This window comes from Aeromonas sp. ASNIH4 (assembly GCF_002934425.1).
In the GTDB taxonomy this organism is placed as follows: Bacteria; Pseudomonadota; Gammaproteobacteria; order Enterobacterales; family Aeromonadaceae; genus Aeromonas; species Aeromonas hydrophila.
In genome coordinates, this window is the sequence record NZ_CP026217.1 from 1,645,051 (window position 1) to 1,662,287 (window position 17,237).

Consider the following 17,237-nt stretch of genomic DNA (forward strand, 5'->3'; position numbering starts at 1 on the left):
TGGTTTTTCTGGGGATCAGGCTGGTTTAGACGCTGTCGCCGAGGCCGCTGCCGGCATCCTTCTTGGCGATCAGCTCAATCTTGTAACCGTCCGGATCTTCCACGAAGGCGATGACGGTGGTGCCGCCCTTGACCGGGCCCGGCTCGCGGGTGATCTTGGCACCGGCGGCGCGCAGCGCCTCACAGGTTGCGTAGATGTCGTCCGCTTCCAGCGCGATGTGACCGTAGGCCGAGCCCAGTTCGTACTCGCTGACACCCCAGTTGTAGGTGAGCTCGATCACCGCTTCATCTTTCTCGTCACCGTAGCCGACGAAGGCCAGGGTGTACTTGTATTCGCTGTTCTCGCTCTTGCGCAGCAGTTTCATCCCCAGCACTCGGGTATAGAAGTCGATGGAGCGTTGCAGATCGCCGACGCGCAACATGGTATGCAGGATTCTCATTGCTCAATTCTCCGGGTAGTGGTTCTTGTGGTATGGGTACCGCCCAGGGGGGCGGATACCGGCGCTGGGCTCAAGCCCGTGCTCGCCAGGAGCGGCGCCATGACTGCGCCGCTTGCGGGCCGGCAGCCGTGTTCAGCTCTCCGGGTAGACCTTTTCCTTGTACTCGCACAAGTCCTCGATGATACAGGAACCGCAGCGCGGTTTGCGAGCCAGACAGGTGTAGCGCCCGTGCAGGATCAGCCAGTGGTGCACGTCCAGCTTGAATTCGGCGGGGACCACCTTGAGCAGCTTCTCCTCCACCTGATCGACGTTCTTGCCCACCGCAAAGCCGGTGCGGTTGGAAACCCGGAAGATATGGGTATCGACGGCGATGGTGGGCCAGCCGAAGGCGGTGTTGAGCACCACGTTGGCGGTCTTGCGGCCGACCCCGGGCAGGGCCTCAAGGGCCTCGCGGTTCTCCGGCACCTCGCCACTGTGGCGCTCCAGCAGGATGGCGCAGGTCTTGATGACGTTCTCGGCCTTGGTGTTGAACAGGCCAATGGTCTTGATGTACTCCTTGACCCCGTCTACCCCCAGTTCCAGCATGGTCTGGGGGGTGTTGGCCACCGGGTAGAGCTTGTCGGTGGCCTTGTTGACGCTGACATCGGTGGCCTGGGCCGACAGCAGCACGGCGATCAGCAGCTCGAACGGCGTCTTGAAGTTGAGCTCGGTGGTGGGGTGGGGGTTGTCGTCCCGCAGTCGCTCCAGTATCTGCCTACGTTTCTGATTGTTCATGGCTCTCTCTTGGCTCAGAGCTGGGTCGCGCGGGCACCCGCGGCCGGCACGCTGCAGTGGGCCTTCTCGGCGCTCTGCTTGCGACCCATCCAGTCGTTGATGGCGTTCTTGCTGGCGATCATCAGACCGAGGCCGATGAAGCCGCCAGGGGGCAGGATTGCCAGCAGCAGGCTGGCATCGGCGTGGAACAGCTCGATGCGCAATGACTTGGCCCACTCTCCCAGCAGCAGGTCGGCACCGTCGAACAGGGTACCCATGCCAATGATCTCGCGCAGCCCGCCCAGCACCAGCAGCACCAGGGTAAAGCCGAGCCCCATCATGAAGCCGTCGAGGGCCGCCAGCAGCGGCGGGTTCTTGGAGGCATAGGCCTCGGCCCGGCCGATGATGACGCAGTTGGTGACGATGAGGGCGATGAAGATGCCGAGCGCCTGATAGAGGCCGTAGGTGTAGGCGTTCATCAGCAACTGCACGCTGGTCACCAGCGCCGCGATGATCATCACGTAGACCGGGATGCGAATATCCTTGGGCACCAGGTTGCGCACCAGCGAGATGGCGAGGTTGGAGCTGACCAGCACCGCCATGGTGGCAAGGCCGAGCCCCAGCGCATTGGTGAAGGTGGAGGAAACCGCCAGAGTGGGGCAGAGACCCAGCACCTGCACCAGGGAGGGGTTGTTCTTCCACAGCCCCTGCAGCATCAGCTCCTTGAGCTCTTCGCGGCGGCCATTGCTCTCGCTGAGCGGGCCCTGCCCGTCAATCACATCGACTTGTTCCATAGCTTGTGCTCCGGCGTTAGGGGGTGGCGTCACAGGCGGGGGCGTCGCGCAGCAACTCTGGGTGCTCCTGTTGCAGCAGCAGCAGGTTCTTCACCGCCTTGACAACGGCCCGGGGGGTGATGGTGGCACCGGTGAAGGCGTCGAACTCGCCGCCGTCTTTCTTCACGGCCCAGCTGGGCTCGTTGTCGTGGCTGAGAAACTTGCCGACGAAGCTGTTGATCCAGTCCGATTTCTTCAGCTCGATCTTGTCGCCAAGGCCGGGGGTTTCCTTGTGGGCCAACACCCGCACCGCGCTCACGGCGCCCTTGGCATCGGTGCCCACGATGAGGCGAATGGCCCCACTGTAGCCGTCGGGGGCGACGGTTTCCAGCGCGTAGCCGGTGATTTCGCCCTGCTTGGTCGCGGTGTAGAGCGGCATGGCTTGGTCGCTGCCCAGATAGCGTCTGCTCTGCACCAGCTTGCAGCTGGCGACCAGATCGTTGTCATAGCTCCCCTCCGGCAGCAGGGCGGAGAGGGTGCGCAGCTTCTCCAGCTGTTGCTGATGGGCGATCCGCCCCTGGGTCAGCTCGTTGGTCAGCACCACCACGGCGGTGCAGGCGAGGGCAAACAGGGCGAGAGTGACGCCGTTTTTGCGCATGCTCTTTAACATTGCATCATTCCTGAGGGTGAGGTGTGCGCGAGGGTCATTTGCGACGGGCTCCGTAGACTTTCGGGCGCGTCAGGCTGTCGATCAGCGGTACGCACAGGTTGGCCAGCAGCACGGCAAAGGCGAAGGCATCCGGGTAGCCGCCAAAGCGGCGGATGACATAGACCAGCACGCCGATGAGCACGCCATAGACCAGGCGGCCGCGCGGGGTGGTGCTGGCACTCACCGGATCGGTGGCAATGAAGAAGGCCCCCAGCATGGTGGCACCGCTGAACAGGTGGAACATGGGGGTGGCGGTGGCATCCGGGGTGATCAGATAACCCAGGGTGGCCGCCAGCAGCAAGGAACCGAGGATGGCCCCCGGAATGCGCCAGTTGATCACCTTCTGCTGCAGCAGGAACAGGCCGCCCAACAGGTAGCCGAGGTTGACCCAGCTCCAGCCGATGCCGCCCCAGCCTTCGAATACGGTGTGGGTCATCACCTCGCCGGCGGTGAGGCCCTGAGTCAACCCGGTTTTCAGGGTGTCGAGCGGCGTGGCCATGGTCAGCCCATCCACCCCCTGCTTGAGCTGCGCCATGCTGTAACCGTCGAGGCTGAAGCCGGTGAAGATCACCGAGGCCGCATCGCCAAAGCCGATGTCATAGGCGGCGATGCTGGAGGGCGGCAACCAGCTGGTCATCTGCACCGGGAAGGAGACCAGCAGCAGCACATAGGCCACCATGGCGGGGTTGAACAGGTTTTGACCGAGCCCGCCATAGAGGTGTTTGGCGATGATGATGGCAAACGCCGTGCCCAGCACCAGCATCCACCAGGGCAGCAGCGGCGGCAGGGAGAGACCGATCAGCACGGCGGTCAGGGCCGCGCTGCCATCCAGCAGGGCCGGTTTGACGGGGCGTCCGCGCAGGCGCAGCACCAGCGCCTCCGAGCCCAGCGCCGTGACCAGCGCCAGCAGGATCTGGATCAGGGTGCCCCAACCAAAGAACCAGCTCTGCGCCAGAAAACCGGGCAGGCAGGCCAGGATCACCAGCAACATCAGGGTTTGGGTCTGTTTGCGGTTGTGGGCAAACGGCGCACTCGCGATATTGAACATGGATCAGTGGCTCTTGTCGGTCGATGGAGAAGGAGAGGCCTGGGCTGCTGCCTCGGCCGCCAGTTTCCGGGCCTTGGCACGGGCCACGGCGGCGGCAATGGCCGCTTTCTTGGGATCCGCATCGGCGGCTGGCTGCGGTGCGTCGGCAGCCGGTGCCGCCACTGTGGTCACCTCGGGCTGGGCAGCGGCCTCCTCGTCATGCACCTCTGCGGGCTTGGCAACGGCCTCTTTACCTTCGACCACGGCTATGTTCCCTTGCGCCTGAGCAGCCTTCTTGGCCTTGGCGCGGGCAATGGCAGCTGCGATGGCGGCTTTCTTGGGATCCGCGTCGGCAGCAGAGTCAGGCTGCGGCGCTGCTGCAGGGGCTGCCACGGCGGCCTCTTCACTTTCGACCACGGCTGTGTCCCCTTGCGCCTGAGCGGCCTTCTTGGCCTTGGCACGGGCGATGGCGGCAGCAATGGCGGCCTTCTTGGGATCCGTGTCGGCGGCTGAGTCAGGCTGCGGCGCTGCTGCAGGGTTATCCGCAGCCGCTTCATCACCTTGCGCTTGAGCGGCTTTTTTGGCCTTGGCGCGGGCAATGGCAGCAGCAATGGCCGCCTTCTTGGGATCCGCGTCGGCAGCTGAGTCAGGTTGCGGCGCTGCAGCAGGGGCTGCCACGGCAGCTTCGTCACCTTCGGTCACGGCTGCGTCCCCTTGCGCCTGAGCGACCTTCTTGGCCTTGGCACGGGCGATGGCGGCTGCGATGGCCGCCTTCTTGGGATCCGCGTCGGCAGCGGGGTCAGACTGGGGCGCGCCTACAGGGCTATCCGCAGCCGCTTCATCGCCTTGCGTGCTAGCGGCTTTCTTGGCCTTGGCGCGGGCGATGGCAGCAGCAATGGCGGCCTTCTTGGGATCCGCGTCGGCGGCTGAGTCAGGCTGAGGCGCAGCAGCAGGGCTATCCACAGCCGCTGCTTCGCCTGGCTCCTGAGCCGCTTTTTTGGCCTTGGCACGTGCCAGCGCCGCCGCAATGGCCGCTTTCTTGGCATCCTGCCCGTCCGCTGCCGGTGCATCGGCCTGGACCGAGCCGGGCTCGCCGGCGGCCGCCTTGGCGGCGCGGCGGGCGATGGCCTCCTGCTTGCGCGCCTCGCGGGCGGCAATCATGGCGCTGTTGTCCGGTGCGAGTTCGCTGGCACCGACTGGCGCAGCGTCCTGTTTGGCCTTGATGCGGGCCAGTGCCGCGGCTACCGGATCTTCTCCGCCGGCCGCCGCCATGGCCTGGCGACGCTGGGCGGCAGCCTCGGCATGGCGGGCTTCGCGGGCGGCTTTTTCCCGCTCGAAGCGGGCCTGTTTGGCCTCGAAGCGCTGCTTGGCGCGTTCGGCCTTCTCGGCCTCGGCACGCGCCTCGCGAATGTCATCCTTGGCAATCTTGTAGTACTGCACCAGCGGGATCTCGCTTGGGCAGACCCAGGCACAGGCGCCGCACTCGATGCAGTCGAACAGGTTGAGCCCCTCGGCCTTGTCATACTCCTTGGCCCGGCTGTACCAGTAGAGCTCTTGGGGCAGCAGATTGGCCGGGCAGGCGTCGGCACAGGCACTGCAGCGAATGCAGGCCTGCTCCGGACCGGGCGGTGGCAGCTCGGCCCGGGTGGGGGAGAGCAGGCAGTTGGTGGCCTTGACCACCGGCACCATGGCATGGGGCAGGGTGAAGCCCATCATGGGGCCGCCCATGATCACCCGCTGATCCGCCTCGGGCTGCAGCTCGAAACGCTGCAGCAACCAGCGCACCGGGGTGCCCAGCAGCACCCAGGCGTTTCCCGGCTTCTTGAAGGCGTCGCCGGTGAGGGTGACGATGCGGGAGATGAGCGGCTCGCCGTCGATGATGGCGCGCTTGATGGCAAACACGGTGGCCACGTTGAGCACCATGATGCCCATGTCCACGGCGCGGCCCCCCTTGGGAACCTGGCGGCCGGTGAGCAGCTCGATGGTCTGCTTGGCACCGCCCGAGGGGTACTTGGTGGGCACCGTCTTGACCAGTACGTCTTCGTCGGTGGCATGACGAGTCAGCTCACCGATGGCGGCCGGCTTGTTGTCTTCCACCCCGATCAGGGTCAGCTTGGGCTTGAGCAGGTGCTTGAGCACCCGGATGCCGTCCATGATCTCGTCGGCATACTCCTGCATCAGCCGGTCATCGGTGGTGATGTAGGGTTCGCACTCCAGGCCGTTGACGATCAGGATCTCGGTCAGCTGACCGCGGCCATCGAGCTTGCTGTGGGTCGGGAACACGGCGCCGCCAAGGCCCGCGATGCCGGCCTGCTGGATGCGTTCGAGCAGCTCGCTCCGCTCCAAATTCCAGTAGTCGCTGCGACCCTGACGCTCGCCCCAGGCATCTTCGCCATCCGGGGTTAGGGTGATGCAGAGATCGTCGAGACCGGAGGGGTGGGCCACCGTGTGGTGACCGATGGCGGTGATGGTGCCGGAGGTGGAGGCGTGCACCGGCACGAAACGCCCCTTGTCATGGCGGGTGAGCGGCTGGCCCTTCTTGACCTTGTCACCGACCCGCACCAGCAGGTCGCCGGCCGGGCCCGCGTGCTGGCGCACCGGGATGATGAGCTGGGGCGGCAGACCCGCGTCCACCACCGGGGTGAGACTGGATTGGTCTTTGTTCTCGGGAGGGTGAATGCCGCCGTGAAAATCCCACAGAGTGCCGGCTTTGATGCGTTCGAGTAAGGACTGCATGGTTACTTATTCCACTATCTTGACCGGAATGGCGACGTTGGCCAGATCCCACTTCCAGTTGTCGACCGTGGTCGGCACCGGGATCATTTCGATACAGTCGGTCGGGCAGGGATCGACACAGAGATCGCAGCCGGTGCACTCGTCGGCAATGACGGTGTGCATCGCCTTGGTGGCGCCGACGATGGCATCGACCGGACAGGCCTGGATGCACTTGGTGCAGCCGATGCATTGATCTTCATGAATGAAGGCGACTTTCTTGATGGGGGCGGCGGCTTCGGCGCCGCCGAGCGGCTGGGGTTCGACCCCCATCAGGTCGGCAATCTTGCGCATGGTGGCATCGCCACCTGGCACGCACTTGTTGATCTGGTCGCCATTGGCCAGCGCCTCGGCGTAGGGCTTGCAGCCCGGGTAGCCGCACTGGCCGCACTGGGTTTGCGGCAGCAGGGCGTCGAGCTGATCAACGATGGGATCGGCTTCCACATGAAATTTGACGGCGGCAAAGCCCAGGATGATGCCGAAGGCCAGAGCCAGCAGCGCCAACACCAGAACGGCAAAGAGTATGTGAGTCATAGCGCTATATCTTGATGAGGCCGGTAAAGCCCATAAAGGCCAGCGACATCAGGCCGGCGGTGATCATGGCGATGGAGACGCCGCGAAACGGAGTGGGCACGTCGGCGGCCACCAGACGTTCACGCATGGCGGCAAACAGGATCAGCACCAGCGAGAAACCGGTGGCGGCGCCGAAGCCGTAGATGATGCTCTGGATGAAATTGTGGTGCTCGTTGATGCTGAGCAGGGCCACCCCCAGTACGGCGCAGTTGGTGGTGATGAGCGGCAGGAAGATGCCCAGCAGACGATAGAGGGTGGGGCTGCTTTTGCGGATAACCATCTCGGTAAACTGAACCACGACGGCGATCACAAGAATGAAGGCGAGCGTGCGCAGGTAGGCGATGTTCAGCGGGATCAGGATATAGTGTTCCATCAGATAGGAACAGGCGCTGGCCAGGGTCATCACGAAGGTGGTCGCCAGCCCCATGCCGATGGCGGTTTCCAGCTTGCCGGAGACGCCCATGAAGGGGCACAGGCCGAGGAATTTCACCAGCACGAAGTTGTTAATCAGCACAGTGCCGACCAATAAAAGCAGGTACTCAGTCATTGCAGGTTGGTTATCCGGTGTGAAGGCGGCGGTATTATCTGATTTTAGGTGCCTTTTAACAACCGCAAGGCCGCATGGTTATTATTCAAATGGCCAATTTCATGGAGGAAACGTGCGCCCTTTACCCATTTTTACCCTGACCCTGGCGATGCTGCTCTGGTCCAGCTCCTTCATCGCGCTCAAGCACGTGCTGGGGGTCTGGGGCTTCGGCCAGGTGCTCTTCATGCGCATGAGCGTGGCCGCGCTCTGCTGGCTGCTCTGCTACCGCTACCTGGGTAATTTTTGCTATCAAAAGGGAGACTGGCGCTGGCTGACCCTGATGGGGGGACTGGAGCCCTGCCTCTATTTCCTGCTGGAGGTGAATGCTCTGCGCTACACCAGCGCCGGCCAGGCGGGCATGGTCTGCGCCTTGTTGCCGCTCATCGTGGCCCTGGTGGCTTTTGTGCTGCTCAGGGAGCGGGTGAGTCGCCGCCAGTTGCTCGGGTTTGCCATCGCCATCTTCGGCATAGCCCTGTTGGGGCTGGGCAGCGGGGTGGACGAGTTTGCCCCCAACGCCCTGCTCGGCAACAGCCTGGAGATGGCGGCCATGTTCTGCGCCGCCACCTACTCCGTGGTGTTCAAGAAGCTCTGCAGCCGTTACAGCGTGTTGACCCTGACCGCGTTGCAGGCCTTCGTCGGCACCCTCTTCTTCGCCCCCTTTGCCTTTGGCGAACCCTGGCCGACGGCCTGGGTGTGGCAGGATATGGCGGTCATCGTCTTTCTCGGCGCCTGCGTGACCCTGGGGGCCTACCTGCTCTACAACTGGTCGGTGACCCAGGTGAAGGTGACGCTGGCGGCGGCCTACGTCAATCTCATCCCGGTGTTCACCCTGCTGCTGGCCTATCTGCTGCTGGGAGAGACCCTCAACGCCTTGCAATGGGTGGCCTGTGGCGCCGTGCTGCTGGGGATCGCGGTGGGACAGCTGCCGGCCAGGCGCGTGCGGATGCCAGCGGCCACCACAGGATCGTGATGGCCGCAAATTGACTACAGTCAGGGCTGGTAGCAGCGAGGAGCGAGATCATGAGTGACATGAGGTTACTGGCGCAGGCGCGACTGCTGCTTGGCCACCATCCCTTCACCCTGGCCGATGCGCGGGCACTGGAGGCGCTGGAAGAGGAAGCGGTGGGCGAGGAGGGGCTCTGCATCGCCGAGTTGTGGGAGTGCGCCCTGCAGCAGGCCGACGAGGAGGCCAGGCACTATCTGTCGGGGCAGGATTGACACTTTGATCGGAAGATAAAAAACACGGGGCCTGGCCCCGTGTTTTGTGATGGCGAGGCCCCTAGATGGAGAGGCCCTTGACGGTGTCCGACACCGAGTTGGCGTCCTCGATGATCTCCTGAATGACGCCAGCGATGATGTCGGCCTGGGCCTGGCCCGCCATCGCCTTGTCCGATACCACCGAGACGGTCTGGGTGATCCTGGAGGTGATGTCGGAGTTGAGCCGGATGACGGAGACTATCTCGCCGGTGGAGGTGGAGGTTCTCGCCGCCAGCTGGCGCACTTCATCGGCCACCACCGCAAACCCACGACCCTGCTCGCCGGCGCGGGCGGCCTCGATGGCGGCGTTGAGCGCCAGCAGGTTGGTCTGATCCGCGATGCTGCTGATGGTCGAGATGATGGACTCGATGCTTCTGGATTGCTGGTTGAGGTTCTCTATCTGCCGGCTGACTTCACTGACCGAGCTGTTGATGTGGGCCGAGGTTTCCAGCACCTTGTCGATCACTTCCCGGCCCCTGGCGGCGCTCAGTACCGTCTCTCCGGCAATGGCGCAGGCCTTCTGGGCCGCTTCGCGCACCGAGATGGACTTCTCCACCCGTTCGCTGATGTTGCTCGCCAGCTTGATGATTTTGATCACCTTGCTTTCATGGTTGAAGATGGGGTTGTAGGTGGCCTCCAGCCAGATCTTCTCGCCGTGGCGGCCACGGCGCATGAAGAGCCCGGACTGGATGGAGCCCGTCCCCAGATCCCGCCAGAAGTTGGGATTCTGCTGATAGAAGGACTCGTCGCAGAACATGCGGTGGGACTGGCCCACCACCTCGTCCAGCCGGTAGCCGAAGCAGTGCAGGAAATTCTGGTTGGCAGTGATGACGGTGCCATCGGGCTGGAAGTCGATGACGGCCAGGGATTTGTCCAGTGCCGCCAGCAGAGCCTGGCTGCGTTCCAGGGTGGATTGCTGCTCGGTGACGTTGGAGGCCACCTTGGCTACCTTGATCACCTTGCCATCGAGGAGGATCGGGAAGTAGCTGGCTTCGAGCCAGACCGCCTTGCCCGATTTGGCCTGCCGGATGAAACGGCCGTTACGTGATTCCCCCCTGCGCAGATCCTGCCACAGCTGCTCATATTCGCGGGTTTTCACGTCCTCGGGAAAGCAGAGGGCGCTGTGGTGCTTGCCGATCACCTCCTCCCGGGCATAACCCACGATGGCGAGCAAACGATCGTTGACGAAGGTGACCACCCCCTCCGGGGTGAACTCGATATAGGGAACCCGTGACTGGATGGCCTGCTCAAAGGCGCCAAGTTCTGCGATCTGTGCCGCTTGTTCACTCTGTTCACTTTTACCCGTGCGATTCCAAAACATGGCGGAGCTCCTTGTTAAGACCCTGGTGAGGCCTTTCATGACAATACCCGACCGGCTGAATACTAGTACAGGTTGTTTGGCCGTCGCCTCAGCCATCAGGGTTAATTGTTTGTTTTATCATTATCGATCTTGTCATGTCGTCAAGCCATGCAGAGGGGCGGGGAGGCCGGTCCTGTTCCTGCAGGCTGACGGCAGGCCCCTGCGGCGGCATTTGTCCCACGCTTTGCTCATTTTCCCTGCGATTCAACACATCAGAGCACCTTATCGCGGCAAGATGAGGTATCTTATGCCCCGATTTCATCCATTAAACGGATCCGAGACCCCATATGATCATCAAACCCAAGGTTCGCGGCTTTATCTGCACCACCACTCACCCGGTCGGTTGTGAAGCCAATGTTCGTCGCCAGATCGCTTATACAAAGGCCAAGGGCACCATCGAAAATGGTCCCAAGAAGGTGCTGGTGATCGGCGCTTCCACCGGTTATGGCCTGGCTTCCCGCATTGCCGCCGCCTTTGGCTCTGGCGCTGCCACCCTCGGTGTCTTCTTCGAAAAAGCCGGCAGTGAGACCAAGACTGCCACCGCCGGCTGGTACAACTCCGCTGCCTTCGACAAGGCCGCCAAAGAGGCGGGCCTCTACGCCAAGAGCATCAACGGCGATGCCTTCTCCAACGAGTGCCGCGCCAAGGTGATCGAGCTCATCAAGCAGGATCTGGGTCAGATTGATCTGGTGGTCTACTCCCTGGCCTCACCGGTGCGCAAGTTGCCGGATACCGGCGAAGTGGTGCGCTCAGCCCTGAAACCCATCGGCGAGGTCTACACCACCACCGCCATCGATACCAACAAGGATCAGATCATCACCGCCACCGTCGAGCCGGCGAATGAGGAAGAGATCCAGAACACCATCACCGTCATGGGCGGTCAGGATTGGGAGCTGTGGATGGCGGCCCTGCGCGATGCAGGCGTGCTGGCCGACGGCGCCAAGTCCGTGGCCTACTCCTACATCGGCACCGACCTGACCTGGCCAATCTACTGGCACGGTACTCTGGGCCGCGCCAAGGAAGATCTGGACCGCGCCGCCGCCGCCATCCGTGGCGATCTGGCTGCCAAGGGCGGCACCGCCCACGTGGCCGTGCTGAAATCCGTGGTGACCCAGGCCTCCTCCGCCATTCCGGTGATGCCGCTCTACATCTCTATGGCCTTCAAGATCATGAAGGAGAAGGGCATTCACGAAGGCTGCATGGAGCAGGTGGACCGCATGATGCGCACCCGTCTCTATGGCGAGGAGCTGGCGCTGGACGATCAGGCTCGCATCCGCATGGATGACTGGGAACTGCGCGAAGACGTGCAGCAGACCTGCCGCGACCTGTGGCCGTCTATCACCAGCGAGAACCTCTCCGAACTGACCGACTACACCGGTTACAAGCAGGAGTTCCTGCGTCTGTTCGGTTTCGGGCTGGACGAAGTGGATTACGATGCGGATGTGAATCCGGACGTGAAATTCGATGTGGTCGAGCTCTGAGTCTGACCCAAGTGAAAACAGGGCCCCGCGGGGCCCTGTTTTTTTGGCAAAAATCCCGCTAAGTTGCGGAATTTTATTATCCGCGATCACCTTTTTCCCATATCAAACCCGCTAGTCTGGCGGTGATCGGATCACATGACGGCATTGCCGAGGTACGGAAGCTATGACCACTCCACATGAGGCGCCCAAGAAGCGCCAACTCCCCACTGTCTATACCCTGCTTTTCATCATCATCGCCCTGATGGCGGCCCTGACCTGGGTGCTGCCGGCGGGCAAATACAACTACGTGACGGCCAAGACCCAGCAGCCGATTGCTGCGGCGGCCGTGGCCGACTACAGCGGCGACGAGCGGCTGTTGCCGGTGCCCGGCAGCTACACCGAGCTGCCCTCCCAACCGCAGGGGGTATTCGATGTGCTCAAGGCGCCGATCCAGGGCTTTCACAAGGCGGCCGACGTGGCGCTGTTCGTGCTCATCATCGGCGGTTTTCTGGCGGTGACCATGCAGAGCGGCGCACTGGATGCCGGGGTAGGGGCCATCGTGCGCGGCTTTGCCGGGCGCGAGCGGCTGCTGATCCCGGTGCTGATCGCCCTGTTTGCCCTCGGCGGCTCCACCTTCGGCATGGCGGAGGAGACGGTGGCCTTCTGGGCACTGATCGTGCCGGTGATGATGGCGGCGGGCTTCGATCGCATGGTGGCGGCAGGGATCATATTGCTCGGCTCCGGGGTCGGGGTGCTCGCTTCCACCGTCAACCCGTTTGCCACCGGCATCGCCTCCGGTTTTGCCGGCATCCCCATCGGTGAGGGGATTGGCCTTAGGGTTGTGCAGTGGCTGCTGTTGGTGATCTTCGCCTCCTGGTTCGTGATGCGCTACGCCAAGCAGGTGCAGCAGGACAAGTCCCGCTCCGTGCTGGCCGACATCGCCTATGACGACGAGTTCTCCCAGATGAAGAGCGGCAACCTCGCCTTCAGCGGCAAGCAGAAGCTCACCATGCTGGTCTTCTTCGGCACCTTCCTGCTGATGATCTATGCGGTGGTACCCTGGTCGGATCTGGGCATCGATCTGCTGCCCACCCTGGGCTGGTGGTTTGACGAGCTTTCCACCCTGTTCTTCAGCGCCTCCATCCTGATCGCGCTGATCAACCGGATGCCGGAGTCCAACTACGTGGCAACCTTCCTGAGCGGGGCGCGGGACCTTATCGGGGTGGCGCTGGTGGTGGCGGTGGCACGCGGCATCTATGTGGTGATGGAGCATGGCGTCATCATCGACACCATACTGCACTGGGCCGAGGGGCTGGTGAGCGGGCTGTCGTCGTCGGTGTTCATCCTGATGGCCTATCTGGTGCACATCATCCTGAGCTTCTTCATCCCCTCCACCTCGGGGCTGGCGACCGTCTCCATGCCGCTGATGGGGCCGCTGGCGGACTTCTCCGGCATCTCGCGGGATCTGGTGATCACTGCCTATCAGTCCGCCTCCGGCTGGATCAACCTGTTCGCCCCCACAGCCGCTCATCTGGTGGCGGGGCTGGCGCTGGCCAAGATCCCCTACGATCGCTTCGTGCGCTGGGTGCTGCCCTTCATCATCGGGGTGGCTCTCATCACCATGGCGGTACTGGTGGCCGGTGCCCTGCTGCACGGCTGATGGCACGGATAGCAAACGACAGACAAAAAAAAGGCTCCCGCGGGAGCCTTTTTCATGAGCCTTGCTTACTGCTTGTAGCCCTTGAGGAAGCGGGCGAGACGGCCGATGGCCTCTTCCAGCTCCTCTTCCCGGGGCAGGAACACCAGCCGGAAGTGATCCGGTGCCGGCCAGTTGAAGCCGGTGCCCTGCACCAGCAGCAATTTTTCCTGCTGCAGCAGATCGAACACCATCTTCTGGTCGTCGCGGATGTCGTACACCTTGGGGTCGAGGCGCGGGAACATGTAGAGCGCCCCCTTGGGCTTGACGCAGGAGACCCCAGGAATGTCGTTGAGCAGCTCCCACGCCTTGTCGCGCTGGCGGCGCAGACGGCCGCCCGGCAGGATCAGCTCGTTGATGCTCTGGTAGCCGCCAAGGGCGGTCTGGATGGCGTGCTGCATCGGCACGTTGGCACAGAGCCGCATGGAGGCCAGCATCTCCAGCCCCTCGATGTAGCCCTTGGCACGGCCTTTGGGACCGGTGATGACCATCCAGCCCTGGCGGAAGCCGCAGGCGCGGTAGGCCTTGGAGAGGCCGTTGAAGGTCACCACCATCACATCGTCGCACAGGGTGCAGACGCTGGTGTGGGAGATGTCGTCGTAGAGGATCTTGTCGTAGATCTCGTCGGCGAAGATGATGAGGTTGTGCTGACGGGCGATCTCGATCACTTCAAGCAGGAACTCGCTGCCGTAGACGGCGCCGGTCGGGTTGTTGGGGTTGATCAGCACCAGGCCGCGGGTGCGCGGGGTGATGCGGGCGCGGATGTCGTCGAGATCCGGATACCAGTCGGCCCCTTCGTCGCAGCGATAGTGCACCGCATGGCCGCCGGAGAGGGTCACTGCCGCCGTCCACAGCGGATAGTCGGGGGAGGGCACCAGCATCTCGTCGCCGTTGTTGAGCAGCGCCTGCATCGCCATCACGATGAGCTCGCTGGCACCGTTGCCGATGTAGATGTCGTCGATGTCGACCTTGCGCATCCCTTTCTGCTGGTAGTACTGCATCACCGCCTTGCGGGCCGAGAACAGCCCCTTGGAGTCGCAGTAGCCCTGGCTGAGCGGCATGTTGAGGATCACATCCTTGATGATCTCTTCCGGCGCATCGAAACCGAACGGGGCCGGGTTGCCGATGTTGAGCTTGATGATGCGGTGGCCTTCGTCTTCGAGACGGCGAGCTTCTTTATGCACCGGGCCGCGGATGTCATAGCAGACATCGTCGAGCTTGTGCGACTTGTCGATAGTGAACATGGTGAGTGTGATTCCTTCCCCTGGGGGCGCGTTGGCGAAAAAGGCGTTTTTTAGTATCAAATTTCTTTTCCCCTATTCTTCACAGAATTGAATGCTAGAACAATCCTCTTTTTAGTAGAATTCCCTGATTTTTAGCCCTAAAACAGGGTTGCCAAAACGTTAAATTCAGCACGATCGTTTGTGGTAACCGAGTTTCACCAGTGAAAGATGAGGGGCTGATTAACAAAGCTACCCGACTGTGTTGAAATATTCACTCTCGCTGGCACGATTGGCTTGCGTGAAAAATGTCATTATTTTTGTCGGCGCCGGTCCAAAAAGCAGAGCATGTGGTCTGCGCACCATGCTGGCGCCGCCCGGCGTCGATATCGAAGGAGTTCCCATGCAAGCCCCCGCAGTTGGTCGCTACCGCCATTTCAAGGGTGGGTATTATCAGGTGTTGACCCTGGCCCTGCACACCGAAACCGGGGAGCAGCTGGTGATCTACCAGAGCGAGCAGGATGGCGCCGTCTACGCCCGCCCGGTGGCCATGTTCATGGAGTGGATCGAGCATCAGGGAGACGTGGTGAGCCGTTTCACCCCGGTTGCCGGCTGAGGCTGACCATTGACCATGAAAAAGGCGCCTGACGGCGCCTTTTTCACAACGTGAGCTTACTGGTAGAGACCCAGGTTCTCTTTGGCATAGGCTTCGAAATCGGTGCAGCCACCGATGTGCTGCTCGTCCAGGAAGATTTGCGGCACGGTATTGACCGGCTTGCCGGCGCTCTTGGCCAGATCTTCCTTGGTGATGCCCTCGGCGTGGATGTCCACGTAGCGGAATTTGAAATCGTCACGCTGTTCAACCAGCTGCTCGGCGATCTGCTTGGCACGGACACAATAGGGGCAACCGGGACGACCAAAAATCACTGCAAACATGTTCTCTCTCCATTCATATGAGACTGGGGACAGGATAGCCCCGCCTCGTGACTAGTCAAAGTGGAAATTGTCGATACGGCCGTTCGCCATCTTCGATAAGGCGCGCTTCGCCGGCCGTCATCGTCAATCACCTTGCGGCAGCTCAACCCTGATCGGCGATCTGGATCGGCTGCTGCTGATAGATGCTCTCCAGCACTCCCTTCTCGAACACGGTCCAGGGCCAGGCGGCCTTGCTGGCGCGGTAGCGCTCGTGGGTTGCCGGATCCTGCGACAGGCCACGCTGGAACATCACGAAGGCCTTGCGCTGGCCGCCGGCGGTGTCGATGAAGCCCACCAGGTTGGAGGTGCCGGTGATGGTGCCGGTCTTGGCATGCACCTTGTTCTTCATCATGGGGGCGGTGACGCTGCGTCGCCAGGCCAGGGTGCCATCCACCTGGGAGCTCGGCAGCAGCTTGATGAGGCCAAGTTCCGCGTCATTTTTCTGGATGAAGTTAAGCACCGACAGCATCTGGCGGGCGCTGATGAGGTTGTGGGCGGAGAGGCCCGAGCAGTCGGCCAGGGTGGCGTTGCCCAGATCGATGCCATTCTTGGTCAGGATGGCGCGCACTGCCATGGTGCCGCTGCGATAGCTGCCCGGCTTGTTGTAGTAGTGGCGACCGACGGTCTTGAGGAAGGTATCGGCGTAGAGGTTGTCCGATTTCTTCAGCATCTTGGCCAGCATCACCGGCAATGAGACCGAGTAGTGGGTGCCCAGCGTCTCGGCATTGTCCGGGGACTTGTGGGTCACCCGCAGCAGGCCGTCATGCTTGATACCGGCCCTGTCCATGGCCCAGCGGATGTTGTCCCAGCCCCAGGCCTCCACGTCGTGGATGGCGAAGCGCAGCCCCTGGGGCTCCTTGTTCGGGGTGATGCAGCCCTTGAGCTCGTAGAAGTTGCCCTTGGCCATGTCCACTTCCAGTGCGCAGAACTGGCGCGCCATGTCGGCGTAGCTCATCACCTCCACGTTGTCGGCACCGATGCCGATGGGCACACCGGTGGCCACGTTGCCGGTGGCCGGTTTGCCGATCTGGGTGGCGGTGATGGTGCCGTAGGCGCAGTTCTTGTCGATGATGACCGAGGAGACCGGGGCGGCGAAGCAGAGGGTCTGATCCCCCCACGACCAGCCGTTGCCGCGCTCGTAACCGTTGTAGGCGCCGGTGTTGACGTAGACGTTGCCCTTGATGCGGTTCACGCCAAGCTGCTTGAACAGGGCCAGCAGGTCCATGCGGGAGAGGGTGGGGTCGCCGACGAAGTTGATCCAGATGTCGCCATTGATGGCATCACCCTGCTTGGCGCCGGGCTGAGCCTGAATATCGGTGGCAAAGCGGAAGTCGGCACCGAGCTCGAGACGGGCCGCCAGCGCGGTGAGTACCTTCATGGTGGAGGCGGGGGCGATCATCTGATCCGCATGGCGGGCAAATTCAACCCCGTTGTTGCCCTGCACTATGATGGCGTACTGGCCCCCCTGGGGCGGGGTGAGCGGGGCGGCCTGGGCCGCCAGGGAAAAGAGAGTACAAAAACCAATCAACAGCCGCTGCATAACATCCTCTAAACGTGACGAAGGGCCCGGCAGTGGTGCCGGCCCTGACAATTCAACCTTGTTTCACCCGCCGATGCGGGATCGACCGTGGCAAAGC

The 17,237-nt window shown here is 62.6% G+C and carries 17 protein-coding genes and 1 pseudogene; 5 read left to right on the plus strand and 13 right to left on the minus strand.

Annotated elements, in window-relative coordinates:
* Window positions 1-25: 25 nt before the first annotated feature.
* The 8 genes from gloA to rsxA all read right to left on the minus strand — a co-directional run bounded on the left by gloA (window position 26) and on the right by rsxA (window position 7,593).
* Entirely contained in the window at window positions 26-439 is a 414-nt protein-coding gene (gene gloA / locus C2U40_RS07660) for a lactoylglutathione lyase (protein WP_016351107.1), read from the minus strand.
* Window positions 440-571: 132 nt separating this feature from the next.
* On the minus strand, window positions 572-1,213 hold the full coding sequence (gene nth / locus C2U40_RS07665; RefSeq protein WP_103828534.1) for an endonuclease III: 642 nt from the start codon (window positions 1,211-1,213) through the stop codon (window positions 572-574).
* Window positions 1,214-1,227: 14 nt separating this feature from the next.
* Window positions 1,228-1,986, minus strand: coding sequence for an electron transport complex subunit E (locus C2U40_RS07670; RefSeq protein ID WP_181014890.1), 759 nt, complete (start codon window positions 1,984-1,986; stop codon window positions 1,228-1,230).
* Between the two features lie 16 nt (window positions 1,987-2,002).
* Window positions 2,003-2,635, minus strand: coding sequence for an electron transport complex subunit RsxG (gene rsxG / locus C2U40_RS07675; RefSeq protein ID WP_039214549.1), 633 nt, complete (start codon window positions 2,633-2,635; stop codon window positions 2,003-2,005).
* A gap of 34 nt (window positions 2,636-2,669) precedes the next feature.
* A complete protein-coding gene (gene rsxD / locus C2U40_RS07680; protein WP_024944882.1) occupies window positions 2,670-3,722 on the minus strand; it encodes an electron transport complex subunit RsxD in 1,053 nt (350 codons plus the stop codon).
* 3 nt (window positions 3,723-3,725) lie between these two features.
* The gene (gene rsxC / locus C2U40_RS07685; protein ID WP_103850988.1) at window positions 3,726-6,437 is read right to left on the minus strand and encodes an electron transport complex subunit RsxC; all 2,712 of its coding nucleotides are present in this window, start codon (window positions 6,435-6,437) and stop codon (window positions 3,726-3,728) included.
* A gap of 6 nt (window positions 6,438-6,443) precedes the next feature.
* Window positions 6,444-7,007 carry an electron transport complex subunit RsxB gene (rsxB, locus tag C2U40_RS07690; RefSeq protein ID WP_011706450.1) on the minus strand — a complete coding sequence of 188 codons (564 nt, stop codon included), beginning with the start codon at window positions 7,005-7,007 and terminating at the stop codon, window positions 6,444-6,446.
* A 4-nt stretch (window positions 7,008-7,011) separates the two neighbouring features.
* A complete protein-coding gene (gene rsxA, locus C2U40_RS07695; protein WP_005302262.1) occupies window positions 7,012-7,593 on the minus strand; it encodes an electron transport complex subunit RsxA in 582 nt (193 codons plus the stop codon).
* A 112-nt stretch (window positions 7,594-7,705) separates the two neighbouring features.
* On the opposite strand from rsxA, the gene C2U40_RS07700 reads away from it, so the two are divergent.
* Window positions 7,706-8,602, plus strand: coding sequence for a DMT family transporter (locus C2U40_RS07700; RefSeq protein ID WP_181014891.1), 897 nt, complete (start codon window positions 7,706-7,708; stop codon window positions 8,600-8,602).
* A 50-nt stretch (window positions 8,603-8,652) separates the two neighbouring features.
* Window positions 8,653-8,850 (plus strand): hypothetical protein, encoded by a 198-nt coding sequence (locus tag C2U40_RS07705; protein WP_103828536.1) that lies wholly within the window; start codon window positions 8,653-8,655, stop codon window positions 8,848-8,850.
* 61 nt (window positions 8,851-8,911) lie between these two features.
* Here the strand turns inward: C2U40_RS07705 and C2U40_RS26990 are convergent, their stop codons facing one another.
* Both C2U40_RS26990 and C2U40_RS26995 read right to left on the minus strand, forming a co-directional pair.
* Entirely contained in the window at window positions 8,912-9,487 is a 576-nt protein-coding gene (locus C2U40_RS26990; RefSeq protein ID WP_378003951.1) for a methyl-accepting chemotaxis protein, read from the minus strand.
* Between the two features lie 12 nt (window positions 9,488-9,499).
* Window positions 9,500-10,306, minus strand: a pseudogene (locus C2U40_RS26995) (PAS domain-containing protein); the annotation flags it as partial.
* 230 nt (window positions 10,307-10,536) lie between these two features.
* On the opposite strand from C2U40_RS26995, the gene fabV reads away from it, so the two are divergent.
* Together fabV and C2U40_RS07725 are read left to right on the plus strand one after the other, a co-directional pair.
* The gene (gene fabV, locus C2U40_RS07720) at window positions 10,537-11,730 is read left to right on the plus strand and encodes an enoyl-ACP reductase FabV (protein WP_103828539.1); all 1,194 of its coding nucleotides are present in this window, start codon (window positions 10,537-10,539) and stop codon (window positions 11,728-11,730) included.
* A 163-nt stretch (window positions 11,731-11,893) separates the two neighbouring features.
* On the plus strand, window positions 11,894-13,369 hold the full coding sequence (locus tag C2U40_RS07725) for a YfcC family protein (protein WP_103828540.1): 1,476 nt from the start codon (window positions 11,894-11,896) through the stop codon (window positions 13,367-13,369).
* 65 nt (window positions 13,370-13,434) lie between these two features.
* On the opposite strand, the gene C2U40_RS07730 is transcribed toward C2U40_RS07725, so the two are convergent.
* On the minus strand, window positions 13,435-14,649 hold the full coding sequence (locus C2U40_RS07730; protein ID WP_011706443.1) for a pyridoxal phosphate-dependent aminotransferase: 1,215 nt from the start codon (window positions 14,647-14,649) through the stop codon (window positions 13,435-13,437).
* 379 nt (window positions 14,650-15,028) lie between these two features.
* On the opposite strand from C2U40_RS07730, the gene C2U40_RS26490 reads away from it, so the two are divergent.
* Window positions 15,029-15,241, plus strand: coding sequence for a DUF1653 domain-containing protein (locus tag C2U40_RS26490; protein WP_017408079.1), 213 nt, complete (start codon window positions 15,029-15,031; stop codon window positions 15,239-15,241).
* A 56-nt stretch (window positions 15,242-15,297) separates the two neighbouring features.
* Here C2U40_RS26490 and C2U40_RS07740 read toward each other — a convergent pair whose 3' ends face one another.
* Both C2U40_RS07740 and dacB read right to left on the minus strand, forming a co-directional pair.
* Window positions 15,298-15,561, minus strand: a complete 264-nt coding sequence (locus C2U40_RS07740) for a GrxA family glutaredoxin (protein ID WP_010633640.1) — start codon at window positions 15,559-15,561, stop codon at window positions 15,298-15,300.
* 142 nt (window positions 15,562-15,703) lie between these two features.
* Window positions 15,704-17,140 carry a D-alanyl-D-alanine carboxypeptidase/D-alanyl-D-alanine endopeptidase gene (dacB, locus tag C2U40_RS07745; RefSeq protein ID WP_103828542.1) on the minus strand — a complete coding sequence of 479 codons (1,437 nt, stop codon included), beginning with the start codon at window positions 17,138-17,140 and terminating at the stop codon, window positions 15,704-15,706.
* Between the last annotated feature and the right edge of the window lie 97 nt (window positions 17,141-17,237).

Excerpts from the sequence above, each read along its gene's own strand:
- rsxG (WP_039214549.1), bottom strand. The coding sequence starts at position 2,635 with ATGTTAAAGAGCATGCGCAAAAACGGCGTCACTCTCGCCCTGTTTGCC.
- C2U40_RS07670 (WP_181014890.1), bottom strand. The coding sequence starts at position 1,986 with ATGGAACAAGTCGATGTGATTGACGGGCAGGGCCCGCTCAGCGAGAGC.
- C2U40_RS26490 (WP_017408079.1), top strand. The coding sequence starts at position 15,029 with ATGCAAGCCCCCGCAGTTGGTCGCTACCGCCATTTCAAGGGTGGGTAT.
- fabV (WP_103828539.1), top strand. The coding sequence starts at position 10,537 with ATGATCATCAAACCCAAGGTTCGCGGCTTTATCTGCACCACCACTCAC.
- gloA (WP_016351107.1), bottom strand. The coding sequence starts at position 439 with ATGAGAATCCTGCATACCATGTTGCGCGTCGGCGATCTGCAACGCTCC.
- rsxA (WP_005302262.1), bottom strand. The coding sequence starts at position 7,593 with ATGACTGAGTACCTGCTTTTATTGGTCGGCACTGTGCTGATTAACAAC.
- rsxC (WP_103850988.1), bottom strand. The coding sequence starts at position 6,437 with ATGCAGTCCTTACTCGAACGCATCAAAGCCGGCACTCTGTGGGATTTT.
- C2U40_RS07725 (WP_103828540.1), top strand. The coding sequence starts at position 11,894 with ATGACCACTCCACATGAGGCGCCCAAGAAGCGCCAACTCCCCACTGTC.
- rsxB (WP_011706450.1), bottom strand. The coding sequence starts at position 7,007 with ATGACTCACATACTCTTTGCCGTTCTGGTGTTGGCGCTGCTGGCTCTG.
- nth (WP_103828534.1), bottom strand. The coding sequence starts at position 1,213 with ATGAACAATCAGAAACGTAGGCAGATACTGGAGCGACTGCGGGACGAC.
- rsxD (WP_024944882.1), bottom strand. The coding sequence starts at position 3,722 with ATGTTCAATATCGCGAGTGCGCCGTTTGCCCACAACCGCAAACAGACC.
- dacB (WP_103828542.1), bottom strand. The coding sequence starts at position 17,140 with ATGCAGCGGCTGTTGATTGGTTTTTGTACTCTCTTTTCCCTGGCGGCC.
- C2U40_RS07705 (WP_103828536.1), top strand. The coding sequence starts at position 8,653 with ATGAGTGACATGAGGTTACTGGCGCAGGCGCGACTGCTGCTTGGCCAC.
- C2U40_RS07740 (WP_010633640.1), bottom strand. The coding sequence starts at position 15,561 with ATGTTTGCAGTGATTTTTGGTCGTCCCGGTTGCCCCTATTGTGTCCGT.
- C2U40_RS07730 (WP_011706443.1), bottom strand. The coding sequence starts at position 14,649 with ATGTTCACTATCGACAAGTCGCACAAGCTCGACGATGTCTGCTATGAC.